The organism is Haloarcula sp. K1 (assembly GCF_001647155.1).
Taxonomy (GTDB): domain Archaea; phylum Halobacteriota; class Halobacteria; order Halobacteriales; family Haloarculaceae; genus Haloarcula; species Haloarcula hispanica.
On the sequence record NZ_LRHL01000007.1, the window covers coordinates 1 to 13053 of the forward strand.

At 58.9% G+C, this 13053-nt stretch carries 15 protein-coding genes; 3 read left to right on the plus strand and 12 right to left on the minus strand.

The annotated features are described in order from the left end of the window. Positions 1–607: 607 nt before the first annotated feature. Positions 608–904, minus strand: coding sequence for a translation initiation factor eIF-1A (locus AV929_RS03290; RefSeq protein ID WP_044951882.1), 297 nt, complete (start codon positions 902–904; stop codon positions 608–610). 152 nt (positions 905–1056) lie between these two features. Continuing rightward, the gene (locus AV929_RS03295; RefSeq protein ID WP_004516302.1) at positions 1057–1293 is read right to left on the minus strand and encodes a UPF0058 family protein; all 237 of its coding nucleotides are present in this window, start codon (positions 1291–1293) and stop codon (positions 1057–1059) included. 279 nt (positions 1294–1572) lie between these two features. Between AV929_RS03295 and AV929_RS22205 the strand changes: the two genes are divergently transcribed. After that, on the plus strand, positions 1573–1749 hold the full coding sequence (locus AV929_RS22205) for a hypothetical protein (protein ID WP_023843307.1): 177 nt from the start codon (positions 1573–1575) through the stop codon (positions 1747–1749). A 65-nt stretch (positions 1750–1814) separates the two neighbouring features. Here the strand turns inward: AV929_RS22205 and AV929_RS03300 are convergent, their stop codons facing one another. From AV929_RS03300 to AV929_RS03340, 9 genes are all read right to left on the minus strand, one after another. Continuing rightward, the gene (locus tag AV929_RS03300) at positions 1815–2570 is read right to left on the minus strand and encodes a hypothetical protein (protein WP_064287440.1); all 756 of its coding nucleotides are present in this window, start codon (positions 2568–2570) and stop codon (positions 1815–1817) included. Continuing rightward, positions 2567–3031, minus strand: a complete 465-nt coding sequence (locus AV929_RS03305) for a hypothetical protein (RefSeq protein WP_050007435.1) — start codon at positions 3029–3031, stop codon at positions 2567–2569. Before AV929_RS03305 ends, AV929_RS03300 begins: the two co-directional genes overlap by 4 nt. Next, positions 3031–3918, minus strand: a complete 888-nt coding sequence (locus AV929_RS03310) for a hypothetical protein (RefSeq protein ID WP_064287441.1) — start codon at positions 3916–3918, stop codon at positions 3031–3033. Before AV929_RS03310 ends, AV929_RS03305 begins: the two co-directional genes overlap by 1 nt. After that, positions 3912–4484, minus strand: coding sequence for a hypothetical protein (locus AV929_RS03315; RefSeq protein WP_014040633.1), 573 nt, complete (start codon positions 4482–4484; stop codon positions 3912–3914). The genes AV929_RS03310 and AV929_RS03315 overlap by 7 nt, the downstream gene beginning before the upstream one ends. Before the next feature lie 2 nt (positions 4485–4486). Then, on the minus strand, positions 4487–5008 hold the full coding sequence (locus tag AV929_RS03320) for a hypothetical protein (protein ID WP_044951885.1): 522 nt from the start codon (positions 5006–5008) through the stop codon (positions 4487–4489). A 58-nt stretch (positions 5009–5066) separates the two neighbouring features. Continuing rightward, on the minus strand, positions 5067–7103 hold the full coding sequence (locus tag AV929_RS03325; RefSeq protein WP_064287442.1) for a type II secretion system F family protein: 2037 nt from the start codon (positions 7101–7103) through the stop codon (positions 5067–5069). Next, positions 7100–9592, minus strand: a complete 2493-nt coding sequence (locus AV929_RS03330) for a type II/IV secretion system ATPase subunit (protein ID WP_008313377.1) — start codon at positions 9590–9592, stop codon at positions 7100–7102. Before AV929_RS03330 ends, AV929_RS03325 begins: the two co-directional genes overlap by 4 nt. Before the next feature lie 137 nt (positions 9593–9729). After that, a complete protein-coding gene (locus tag AV929_RS03335) occupies positions 9730–10875 on the minus strand; it encodes a pyridoxal phosphate-dependent aminotransferase (RefSeq protein WP_014040636.1) in 1146 nt (381 codons plus the stop codon). Beyond that, a complete protein-coding gene (locus AV929_RS03340) occupies positions 10872–11366 on the minus strand; it encodes an Lrp/AsnC family transcriptional regulator (protein ID WP_008313373.1) in 495 nt (164 codons plus the stop codon). The genes AV929_RS03335 and AV929_RS03340 overlap by 4 nt, the downstream gene beginning before the upstream one ends. Before the next feature lie 117 nt (positions 11367–11483). Here AV929_RS03340 and AV929_RS03345 point away from each other — a divergent pair, with 117 nt between their 5' ends. Together AV929_RS03345 and AV929_RS03350 are read left to right on the plus strand one after the other, a co-directional pair. Further along, entirely contained in the window at positions 11484–11816 is a 333-nt protein-coding gene (locus AV929_RS03345; RefSeq protein WP_014040637.1) for a hypothetical protein, read from the plus strand. Between the two features lie 75 nt (positions 11817–11891). Further along, entirely contained in the window at positions 11892–12482 is a 591-nt protein-coding gene (locus AV929_RS03350) for a thioredoxin family protein (RefSeq protein WP_014040638.1), read from the plus strand. 244 nt (positions 12483–12726) lie between these two features. Here the strand turns inward: AV929_RS03350 and AV929_RS22210 are convergent, their stop codons facing one another. Continuing rightward, complete coding sequence (locus AV929_RS22210; protein WP_014040640.1) at positions 12727–12885, minus strand: hypothetical protein; 159 nt, start codon at positions 12883–12885, stop codon at positions 12727–12729. Positions 12886–13053: the final 168 nt, after the last annotated feature.

The window sequence follows — 13053 nt, forward strand, 5'->3', positions numbered from 1 at the left end:
GGAAGTGGTTGCACTCCGTCGGAAGCTAACACACTGGTTCCTACACCAGTGTTGACTACTGCATGGGTCCGTGGGCTCACATCAGATTCCATCTTGACGGCGGACCGCAGGGGTGGAATCCTCATGGGGTGGATCTCGCCGGCCCCAAAGGGGAAGGCGAGATCCTCTCGTAGCTCAAGCCGACCCAGGTGGCCGACCGAGCGTGTCGACCCGGGCTCGCTGCCCGGTGCGACCTTCGCATTAGTTCAGAAGACGGGGGAACATATAAATGAATCGTCTCACACCCGCCCTGTGTAGAACACACACGACGCATACGTAACGTGATGGCGTGACACGCATAACCGCAAGACGGCATCCGGGTGTCGGTGATCCAACGTGTATTCGTTCTCAGATTCTGACATGCGGTTCAGTGACCGAGTTCCAGCCAGCCATTATATATCAATTGGGAGTAGTAGGAACTCGACGGTAGACAACTGTAGTGTGCCGAGAGCTAAGAGCAAGGGTCGGAACACTCGACAAGCAAGCAGTCAGACCAGGGACAATCGCTGGTCACAGCAGAGAACTATCTCACTGTCGTCGTGAACCAGGACGCGGTACAGTGGTAAAATTAGGCGGTCAGCGAGTCGATGTGGCCTTCGGCACGGAGCTGGTCAGCGTCTTGCCCCTTGTAGCGCCATTCGATGTTGGCCTTCTCGTCTTGCCAGTCCCATGGTTCGGCGAGAACGATGTCGTCCTCGTTAATCCAGGTTCGGAACTTCATCCGGCCCGGAATCCGTCCGAGTCGGGTTTCGCCGTCCTCACAGCGAATGCGGACGTGGTTCCCACCAAGGTGCTCTGTTACCACTGCAAACATCTCGTCGTTTGTAGGCATGCGGAGATTCCGCCGCCCTGAATCGTCGCTCACAATATAAATACAGTGTCCTCCCGTATAAGTCGTTTGAGAGGCGAGATAGCGTGTACCATGCGCCCGACATAGCGGCCGTGCCACGGCAGGAGCTTGCCGATAGCTACTGGGAATAGTGAACGGTGAGAACGAACTGACGACAGGACGTCGATTCAGTCGGCAGTCAGCGCCTGTGGTTCGTCGGCTTCCTCGGCCATCGCATCCGTCAGTCCGGAAGCGAGCGCAAACACTGCTTCCTTGTGGTCAGTCTTCGATTTGTGGATCGATGTCGGTTTGACACCGAGATCAGCGTACAGATCGTGCTCGACGCTCGTGTCCGCTTCGTGCTCGTAGTGGTGTTGTACCTGCGCGAGAAGGCTGTGAAGGTGAATGAGTTCTTGCTTCTTCATTAGTGTCCAATCTTATGGAGTGGAGGGTAATAGTACTACCTTGCCAACGACTCACATGTCGCTACCGTTCGGATACGACTCCTCCCAATCTCAGATGCAAAGATAGAGCCGTTTACCGGCATATGAGCACCTGTATCACGATTTTCGTCTACGGATCGTAATATTCTGTTTTCCTACCCTAATATCGAACAAAACAGAGAGTTGCCACTATGTAACTCTCCCTTCATTAACGGCTAAAGAGAATTGAGGAGGCTACTGACTTGCGAAGCGCTCTCAATCATGAAAGACCACGACAATGTATTAGTATTCGAACACTTCATACCTGCTGAACACGTACCTATGGCCGTAATGAACTGGAAGCACCCACGAGACAAGACTGCGGCTATGGCGAAACAAGAAGAAGCAAACAGCGGGACGGAGTGGTCATTCATCGCAGCGCTGATGACTGCTGCATAACGGTTTTCTCACCGTCCAGAACTGAGTCCTACAGCGACGGGTCTATGCACCGCAGACAGAGGCCGTTAGGTGACAGTACGGATATCGACCGTCGTATTGTGGACGACAGCGCGGCTGACACCAGTACACTGGTAGGTGTGTGGTTCCGAGTGGCCCGACCAGTTCGACAGTTCCTGCTCGAACAGGCGGTGCCATGCATCCGGATATGCAGTCTCCGAGACGTTGATCGAGACGGTTGTCGCGGACGGTGACTTGCCAGCCTGTGGCGAAATAAGCGTCTTGTTCTGGATAGCGGTCTCGATTGTGACGCGGTTCGACGACGAGAAATCCGTCTCTCCGTCGAGGGAAAGGGCAGAGATGTATACACTGTCACTTCCGGGGCTACACCGGAAGCGGGGTTTCCGTGAAACGACCAGCCCCTCCTGCTGGACCCGGTACACTGCACCGCTGGTGTAGACGATATCAGTCCCCGAATCAGTCTCCCGAACGAACGCTCCGGTCGAAATATTCGTTGACTGCCCGTCGACAGTTACGTTAAGCGTCGACGGTCGGATGGAGAGTCCGTGACCCTGGAGTTTCATACTCGTGGTCCGTCGTGGAGCGTTGCCCTGAATGTGGTCGCCCGTGGTTTCCGCGAACCCGACCATCGACGTTTCTGCGACATCGGTTGTCGCCCCCTGTTGGATTGCATCGAACGCCCCAAGCCCACCAAGCGTCACCAGCCCAATCCCAGTAATGATGATGCTGAACGTGAGCGTAAACGCGAGCAGGTCGGACACGCCACGGTCGTGACCGCTTTGGCTTGACAGCGGCGAAGTCATCCGCGAGTCACCTCCATACAGCCGGCTGTCTGGTTGTACGATACAGCCAGGGGCCCACTGGAGACGACAGACGGGCAGACATTAGTTTCGTTCTCGAAGCGGACGACAGCATACCGATTCAGTCCTGATGCGTTCACGTACACACGCGTGCGCGGAGTATCAGGAGAAACCTCGACGTTGTACGACTGATCAGCGATGCGCTCGGGATACATCGCACGGAACGATACTGTCGAGTTGAGCGTGTCGGTGTCGAACGCATCTAAGCGGATCAGGTCGCGCGCGATACCATCGCCGACGTTCTCCAGAGCTTCTTCAGTCACTCGCTCACGCTGTGAGTCTACCATCTGGCTCCCGCCGATGAGGAGGCCGGTCACCAGCAGCGACGTGATACCGATAGTGAGTGCCTGCGTGACCGCCGGCGAGACGCCGCGGCTGTCAAACAGGAAACGGGCGAGGTTCATCAGTCGTCGACCTCCACCAGTACTGTTCGATTGTAGCTCGCAGACGGTGTGTCGTAAGTCATGTCGATGGCAGGGACGACTGGATAGTTGACACGAGCAACTGGAGCGGCATAGTTCGAGGACGGGAACGTCCCGACTGCCGCAAACTGGTACCGCCCTTCGGCCTTATTTCCGTTCTTTATTTCAATTGAGTACGGGGGGTCAAGGCTGTGATAGCTATCGAAAGAACTGCTGTTACTTCCGACAGTGCATGACCCAGCGACAAGGTCAACGTTGACGTCTCCGTTGCCGTGACACTGCGTTTTGCCGTCGACCGTGACGTTGTTTCCACTATCAATTGTACTCGGCTCAACTGACAGTTTCATGTCCTCAGAACCGTTTCGAATGACGACAGTGAAGGTATTCATCGAGCCGCCGACGACATCCGCAGTGAGATTGAACACCGCAACGCGAGAGACGTCATTCGCAACTAGCCAGTCGTTCTGCGGCCCGCCCGATGGGTCTGGACGTTGGAACTTGGAGGACGTGCCCGTCTGATTGACTTCGGTACCAAGCGACGCCGACTCGTTCAGCGTCGCGTTGAGATAGGTTCCGCCGCTGCTTGCGACGACCCGGTTGTGCGTTCGCGTGTAGTTCCGAAGCGCGTACTCGTATCGCTCCTCGAATCCATCGAGGCCATCGCCACGCGCTTGGGCCGCGAGTTGTCCGAGGTCGCGCTCGACAGAGGCTTCGCGGTCAGCCGTGCGCTCGATGGTATCCGCACTTCCGGTAGTCGTGATACCGTCAGTGACCGCGAGACTGTGAGCAAACAGAACCGTGCTGAACACGACGATAGCGACAGCAATACCACCGACCAACAGCAGTTGTCCGCGCTCGTTGGCTACCATACGACCAGACGCACCTCCACGACGTTGTAGACGATAGAGTCGGGCTCCGCGTCGGGAGCGAAATACCCGTCGACGGTCGAGAGGGGCGGTCCGGTCCCGCTGCAGTCGCCGATTCGAGCGGGCATATCGTCGGTCAGCGTCACCGTTTCGGTCGCGACGGCTGCGTCGGCTGGCCGGTCAGCAACGTTTGCGTCTGTTTCCTGCGAGACGATGGTAGTCTGGCGCGCGTCCGAATCCGAGTCCCAGTAACTGAAGTATAGATTGTACTGGTCGCCCTGACGGTCGAAGGTCTGGTTCAACATCATCTCGAACTCGGTGGAACTGCCAGTCTGATTGCCGTTGAGTGTCGGCGTTCCGACGCTGTAACACGCCGTCGCGTTGTGCAGCGCACCGGTTTCTGCCGCCAGTGATAGCGTATCGCTCGCACGACTCTCCAGTTCTGCTGTCCGCTGCTGGGAACCCGTCTGGAACGGGCCAGTGTCGACTGCCGACAGGCCGTAGACGGTCGCCGTCACAACGACGATGGCCGCGAGAACGCCTTCCAGCGTATAGGCTTGGCCACGCATCGTTACCACACCCTCACGACGAGCCAGCAGACCGGGTCGCACTGGCCGGTCGCGTTGGTCAGTTTCACCACGCGAGACGTCGTTGCGACGTTGTCTCTGTCGGCGACATCGGGCCCCCAAGCGAGCCGCTGGTCGTGGTCATCAACTGCCGGGTCCCGTGTCCCTGCTTTGAGCGATGACGCGTTGACCACCGTTACGTTCACCCGCGGGTTCACGCGGCGCTCCGTCGCGACGTCGAGTCCGGCTTTCTCCTTGAGACCGCTGAGATCTGTGTCCGCGTTGAGGGACGCATTGATCCCACCGCTCGTGTTGTAGCGAATGAGGTTCCGCGTCCCGTCGACGGAGTAGTTTTCGACGAGGTACGTCCCCGCCCTGTCCGCAATTGGTTGGTTACGCTGTACGTCTGGGGATTCGTACACGCCGACCGCACTTCCCTGTACGAAGGCCAATACCCCGATTATCGTCACGAGCAGGACGCTCACCCCTACGGCGAAGTCCTGCGGTGTTTGTGCTCTTGTATCCATGTCCCACACACCCTATTTTCTGTCTGATACGTCCGCTGTCGAACCGCGAGTGGGGCCGCTATCCCACGGCGATCCACACCACCAGTGCAATCGTCGACAGGACGACTGCGAACTTTACGCCGGCGACGAGCTTCACTTCCCGAATGTAGCCGGCGATAAACGACGACAGCAGTGCCTGCAGCGTCACCGCGTGGAAGAACAGCATCGACAGCAGTTCCGTGTCGACACTGCCACCGAACCCACCGCCGGGCGCGCTCGAACTGCTTGACCCGGAGGCCTGCGTCGCCAGCCCCGACATCACATCGAGGAACTGTGTCTTTAGCAGCGCCATCACGCCCAAAAGCGTCAGGTAGGTCATCAGGATGATGACCGTCTGCATCCGCGTCCGGGATTTGCGCTCCCGCTCGATGTCGTCCTGGTTCTCCGAGGCCTGAGCGGCCGTCGAGAGTACGTCCTGAATCTGGCTGGAGGCCTCCTGTGCCTCCGCGATAAGCTTGACCGTCCGGGCCAGTCGTGGGACGTTGTACTTGTTGTTAAATTCCCGGAGCGCGTCTTTCAGGCTCGTTCCGTAGTTGACCTTTGCGTGGATGGTCTCGAACTCCTCGGAGAGCTTTCCAGAGGACGTCTCGGAGACCACCTTGACCGACTCCAGCAGCGTCATCCCGGTGTCGTTGGCCGACGCGAGCTTCCGGAGGTTCTCCGAGAGTTTCCCGATTATCGCCTTCCGCGAGCGCTGATTCCACTCGTAGAAGATCATCAACGGGATGAAGTTGAGGTACATCGGGACGTACACCCAGAAGAACGTCGAGCGGACCGGGACGGCGATCATCCCATCCAGCGATAACGGAGCCCAGCCGATGACAATAGCCGCGACGATGGCGAGAATCGACAGCGGGACCGTCAGCCACAGCACCAACAGCGGATGGTCACGGAAGAACAGGTCAGGCCGTTTGAGAATGCCGAGAAGTTCGTAAGTCCCTTCCCGGCTCTTGATCCGGTCGAAGACGCTGTAGGTGCCCGTGTAACTCTCGATGAGCCCGAGGTTGAACACGCCGACACCTTCGTCGACGACGAGTTCCTTCTCGCCGGGACTCGAACGCAGATAGCCGTCCCCGATGGAGTCCTGCGTGACAGTCGAGACGAGGACGAGAAAGCCCAGACCCGTCAGGGGAATCAGCCCGTACACGGTGCCGTAGATGAGCGACTTCTGGGCGTTCCCCATCATCGACATGATGACCAGAATGATGATGAGAAGCAGCGGGAACAGCGAGAGCGTCATGTACATCTCGCCGAACAGTTCCAGCGTCTCCAGCATCTTCTCCTGTTCCTGCCGGGCGGTTCGCATGTGCTTTTCCTTCTGGTCTTCGAGGAAGGAAGTCATGTCCCCGCCGGAGTTGATAATAGAGAGCATGTCCGTCAGGAACTGCGACAGTTCGTCCGACGGAGTCTGCAGCGCCTGGTTCCGGACAGCGGTCCGGTAGTCGGTATCGAAATACTCCGTCTCCAGTACGATAGACTGGAACTCCTTTGCGACCTCACCGTACGTGTCTTCAGCCTTCCCCATCGACTGCAGAATTTCGAGTTGATTGAGCCCGCCCACGGACAGCGCATACATGAACGAGATCGAGTCGGACAACAAGACGTTGATTTCGCGCTCGCGCGCGCTCGCACGGAAATACGGAATCGAGACAAGCGAGCCAAAGCCGATACCGAACCCGATGGCGCCGAAGACGAAGCCGGTCACGATGACGAGGAAGGGGAGTTTCAGCACGGCCAGAATCTCTGAGACGCTCTCAGACACCGGAATCCCGATGAGCGTCGGCGCTTCCCCACCGGCAAACAGCAACTGGACCAGCAGATAGCCGAGGAACGTGCCGACGAGCCACAGTGCAAGGCCCGCAATGACACCGACCGCGAGCGCGCGTGCGAGGAACATCTCGACGTTGTCGGCCATCCGGGCCTCCGCGAGTTTGTTCTCGACGCTGTTGACGAAGTCGCCCTCGTCGTCGAACACCATCTGGTACGCCGGGTAGAACGTGTCACCGAGGGCACCGCCGCTGCCCACCTGTTGCTGGCTCGGTGTGTCCAGGCTCATTCGCTATCTGCCTCCGCCCCGGCCTTCGGAACGAACTGGCCGAAGTCGATGCTGTCTTCGTCAGCGCTTTCCTCGGAATCGTCCATCAGCGCCGAGACGATGTCCGGCGTTTCACGGCTCTTGTACGTGTTGAACAGCGGCTGTGCGTTGTCGAGCACCTGCTTTGTCTCCTCGACCATTTCCGGCGGCGCGTCCGGCCGGGGCACCATCTCCTCTTTTTCCGGGTCGATATCGATCTTGACAGATTCCATCTCCCGGAGGTCCTCGAGCGACAGTTCGAGCTGGTCGTTGGCGATGAGCGTGAGAATGGTGTCGGGGTCGTTGATGAACGCCTGGATGGTCGCCGCGACCTGCGTGTAGGTGTTCAGCCCCTTCTCGATGAGGTATGCGAGGACGACCTTGCGCTTGAACAGTTCCTCGTCGAGTTTATCCTGGGTCCACCCGCGGTCGAACTTGATCTCTTCGAGTGTGTTCGAGTTCCCCATCTGGATGTACTCGTCCGTCTCGGCGCGCCACTCGTACACGTCCCGGACGTTGATCTCGTCGTTCTCGGCGGAGTACTCGTTGATTTCGGTCAGGGACTTGTTCCGGCGGACCTTGTTGCCATCGACCCGCGTCTGGGTCTGAATCGACACGAGGTCGAGCGCTGTAAACAGCGTTTTCGAGACGTTGATAGGTTCGGTCGTGAACCGCTTGATGACCTCGCCGACGGAGTCGGCGTGGAACGTGGTGTAGGTGGTGTGGCCGGTCGACATGACCTGAAACAGCGTCCGGCCTTCCTCGCCACGGATCTCACCCATGACGATGTAGTCAGGGCGCTGACGGAGTGCGGCCTCAAGCAGGTCGAACTCGTCGACGTCGCCCTTGTCGTCCTCACCGAAGGAGGGGCGCGTGACGCTTGCCACCCAGTTCCGCTGGGGTAGCTCAACCTCGCGCGTGTCCTCGATAGAGACGATCTTGGAGTTCGACGGGATGAACAGCGAGACGGCGTTCAGGCTCGTCGTCTTCCCCGAGGCAGTACCGCCGGCGAAGATCAGGCTCTTGTTGTTCTCGATACAGAGCCAGAGGAACGCCATCTCGTCCAGCGAGAAGGTGTTCCAGTTGATGAGGTCGATCGGGGTAAAGGGCACGTCCTTGAACTGCCGGATGGTGTAGTTCGTCCCGTGGTCGGACACTTCCCGGCCCAGCGTCAACTGGGCACGCGACCCGTCCGGCAGCGTCGCGTCGACCTGGGGCTGGCGCTTCGAGATACCCTTCCCGGAACGCTGGGCGAGTTTCACGACGAAGTCGTCGAGTTCCCCCTCGCCGTGTTCGACGTTCGAAATGATCTGCTCGTAGTCGGTGTGATAGACGAACACCCGGGAGTTGTACCCGTCACAGGAGATGTCCTCCACGTTGATGTCGTGTTTGACGCCGTCGATGCGGGCGTAGCCGACGAAGTCCCGCTTGAGCATGTACAGCAGCTTCTCGACCTGATACTCGTTTAGCTTCGGGTCGTCGTCTTCGAGGATAGCCGGCTCAGGCCGTGTCGAAATGCCGGAAAGTTGGCCCGTGGTTTCACTTTGTGTTTCCTCGTCCAGTCCGAACAGTTCCTTGACCTGCCCGAGAACGCTTTCTTCACCGCTACTGGAGACTGTGCCGTTGTAGAGGTCGTACCGCGAGAGGAGTTGTTCGGCCTCCCGCTGGATGACCTGTGCTCGGTCGGCGTCGGTCCCCTGGACGATGACATCGTCCTCGGAGTACTTGATCGCGGTCTTGAGCTTGCCCGAGAGGAACTCTCGGAGGTCGATCTCGATATCGGTGAGATACGGCTCGATGACGTAGTACTTCTTCTCGTTCTCTTTCCGTGAGTGGAAGATGATGACGCAGGCGTAGGGCTTGTTGACCCAGTACCGTTCTAGTTCGTTGAAGTGAGATTTCTTCGACTGGGGAACGGCTTTTTCGAGGTCGTAACGGTTGACGACGGTTGTATGGCCGTCTCGTGTCGAGAAGAACTCGTCTTCGTCCAGTTCCGGATTCACGTCGACGGTGTTTTCGTCGACGTACTCGTGCAGTTCACTGGCGATGTCTTCGGCGGCGGACAGCTTGTTTTCCGTGTGTTCGGGATCGAAGTTCAGATACTCACTTTCGTCGAAAGGGATGACTTCGCCGTCACTGTCACGGGGGAGACTGCCGTCCTCGTAATAGTACTCCTGTTTGAAATGCTCCCATGTGTAGATGTCTTTCGCGACTGGTGTCGTGGTTGGGTCGAGATACTCCTCGAACGGCGCTTGCAGTGTTTTACCGGCACTTGCCGCGTCTTCGAGACGCTGACTGAGTTCTCTCGGCTCGAAGCCGAGGTACACGCTCCGGTCGAACCGCCCCCCATCGTGTACCTCCCGCCGGAGATCGTCCCATGTGTATTCGCCGACCCGTACAGGCTCGTCAGTCAGGTTCCCCCCACCGTTGACCTGATCCGACTCACCTCCCCCAGTATCATCGATAGCCATTGTTATTCATCTCCAGTTAGGCAGGAAAAAACTTTATCCCCACCAAATGTCGATGAAAAAGAAGTTCCGGTTGTTCGTATCACGGTCTCCTTACGGTAGTAAGTGGACCATACTGAATGTTTCGCCGAGATTAATTGTCAATTAAGGAACGATTCGATCCGGGCCATCGCTTCTTTGAGATCGTCGAGACCGGTTGCGTACGACACTCGCAGGTGGCCCGACCCGCCTTCCCCGAAGGCGGTTCCGGGCACGACCGCGACCCGCTTTTCCTGAAGGAGACTTTCGGCGAACTCGCCGGCATCGTCCCAGGGACATTCCGGGAACGCGTAGAACGCCCCGGCCGCCGGGAAGCAGTCCAGGCCCATCTCTTCGAAGCGGGTGAGGACGTACTTCCGTCTGCGGTCGTACTGGGCGGCCATGTCCGTAACCTCGTCGCGGCAGTTGTCGAGGGCCTCGATAGCGGCGTGCTGGGCCGTCGTCGGGGCCGAGAGCATCGAGTACTGATGGATGCGGTTCATCGCCTCGATGGCCTCCGGCGGGGCCATCGCGTACCCCAGTCTGAACCCCGTCATCGCGAACGCCTTCGAGAAGCCGTTGAACACGACGGTCCGCTCGCGCATCCCGGGGAGGGTAGCGATAGACGTGTGGTCGTGTTCGTACGTGAGATCGGCGTAGATCTCGTCGGCGAACACGAGGAGGTCGTTTTCACGACAGAACGCCGCGACAGACGCCATCTCCTCGGCCGTCATCGTCGCACCGGTGGGGTTGTTCGGATAGCAGTACACGAGCGCGTCGGCCTCGGCCGCGCCGGACGATTCCAGCACCTCTCGGGTGAGTTTGAACTCGTCTTCCGCGCGTGTCGGAACGTCGATAACGTCGATCCCGGCGAACGTCGCGCCGGGGACGTACGAGACGTAGCAGGGCTGGGCGATAGCGATGGAATCGCCGGGGTTTAGCAGCGCCCGGAAGGCGAGGTCGAGCCCCTCGCTCGCGCCCGCCGTGACGAGGATTTCCTCGTCGGGGTCGTACTGGAGATTGTGCGTCGCCGCCTCGTAGTCCGCGATGCGTTCCCGGAGTTCCCGCTTCCCGCGGTTGGCGGTGTACGAGGTCTGGCCGCGTTCGAGCGACGCGATAGCGGCTTCGCGGGCGGCCCACGGGGCCGAGAAGTCCGGTTCCCCGACCCCGAGCGAGATGATGTCGTCCATCTCCTCGGCCAGTTCGAAGAACCGCCTGATACCCGAGGGCGGCACGCTGTCGACTCTGTCCGCTGCTTCGAATGTCATGGTGAGACGGACAGGCGGTCGTCGTCGTCGTGGTCGTCGAACTCCATCCCCTGCTCCTTGTACGACTCCATGATGTAGTGGGTTACCGTCTGCGTGATCTCGGGAATCGGCGCGATTTTGTCGCTGATGAAATGCGACACTTCGCGCATCGAATCGCCCTCGACCTCCAGGTCGAAGTCGTAGTCACCGCTGACGAGGCGAAGCGAGGTCACTTCCGGAAACTTCGCGATCCGGTCGGAGATGTCGTCGTAGCTGGTCTCACGGTCCAGCGTGACGTTGAGTTCGACGGTGGCGCGAACGCGCTCCTCGTCGGTCTCGACGGCGTTCCAGTCGACGACTGCCCCGTAGCCGCGGATAACACCTGCCTCCTCGAACTCCTCGATAGCCTCGGCTACCTCGCTCTCGGAGTAATCAGTCAACCGAGCGATGTCCTCGGTCGTGTAGCGAGCGTTCTCCCGTAGCAGGTCGAGTATCTCGCGGCGACTGCTCATACAGTGCCAGGAGAGTGACGCGGACAAAAGCCTTGCTCAATAGTGAGAGAGCGTCACACCATTCGGTCGGAAATACACCAGACAGTTTTAATATCTCTGACGGTTAGGTGTCGACTAATGTTCGAAGAGGGTGGCCAGCGGGCTGGTTCTGACACGGGATGGGCACACATCTCGAACCACGACAAGGCGGCGACAGTTATTGACACGATACTCCGCCTCGATGCGGACGAAACGTATACGAAAACGGCCTTGAGCGAGGCAGCCGGTGTGCCGCTGAAGACGCTGTACCTCGACGGGACGCTCGAAGAACTGGTGACGGTCGGATTACTGGAAAAACACGAGGCGGAGGGGAAAGAGACGCTGTTCTCCGTTGACGACGGGAGCGCCGCGTTCGAGGCAGCGAAAGCCTTCGATACTGCGGCAGCGACGTCGGAAGAAGCGGACAGTTGACCAAAAAGCGGTCGTTTCGGAAGTCAGTGTAGCGCGTCCATGGACTTTTAGCGGCGACAGTCGTAGTAGGGAGCGATGGTTTCACTCGATTCGGAGTCCGACGTGCTCGGGCGTGGGGACGAAGCACCGCCGTTCGAACTCCCGGGAGCGGACGGGGCGACGTACTCACTGTCGGATTTCGCGGACAAGGACGCACTACTGGTCGTATTCACCTGCAATCACTGTCCGTACGCGAAAGCGAAGATTGACGAGCTAAACCGGCTCGCGACGGAGTATGACGACCTCGCTGTCGTCGGGATCAATGCCAACGACCCCGAGGAGTACCCCGACGACTCCTTCGAGCGGATGCAGGAACTCGTCGAGCGCGGCGAGATACAGTACGACGCGTATCTGTTCGACGAGACCCAGGAGGTCGCGGCCGCGTACGGCGCCCGCTGTACCCCCGATCCGTTCCTGTTTCACAACGACGGCGGGACGTTCAAACTGGCGTATCACGGCCGCCTCGACGACGCGCCGAACCCGGACGACGAACCCAGCGAGCGGGAGATGGCCGCACACGTCGAAACGTTGCTCGATGGCGACCAGATTACAGCCGCTGAAAAACCGTCCAGAGGCTGTTCGATAAAGTGGAAGCCCGGCAACGAACCGGCGTACTGGGACGCCTGATCGGGGCGGCCCAGCGTGAGCAGTGCCTTCGAGACGAGTGCGTCGCCCGGAGTGAATCGGTGATCCAGAAGACGTGTTTCAAGCAAGACACTCCTAGCTACGGCCATTTTTATGCAGTGGTGGGACAGCCGTCAGCATATATCATCAAGAAGCTCACCCACGACGTGGAGACGGTCGTCGGCAAGGTGCTTGAAGATCGATCGACCGAGGCTGCCTTCTGGCACCCAGACCGTAGAGCCCGTCGTTAGATTTCGTCCAGCGACTCGAACCCGCTCCAGCACTCACAGTCGAGGTCGTCGATAGACGTGACCTCGTCCGGAAGCGAACTTATCGGCATCCCGTCGTCAAACTCATCACACTCCTCGATGTGGATAGAAAAGTCGCTACTCGACATGATTGGCATAGTAAGTAATACGCCGTAGTACTGCAAAAATCCTCGGAATCGAGACTGTCCGGGACACGCCCTGAGACCCGCTCACATAGAGGGGGGCCGATCCGGACAGTGCCTCATTTTCGAGCGGTTCCTGATTGAATGTTACCCTATATCAAGGGAACGCTTATTTGTTGATGG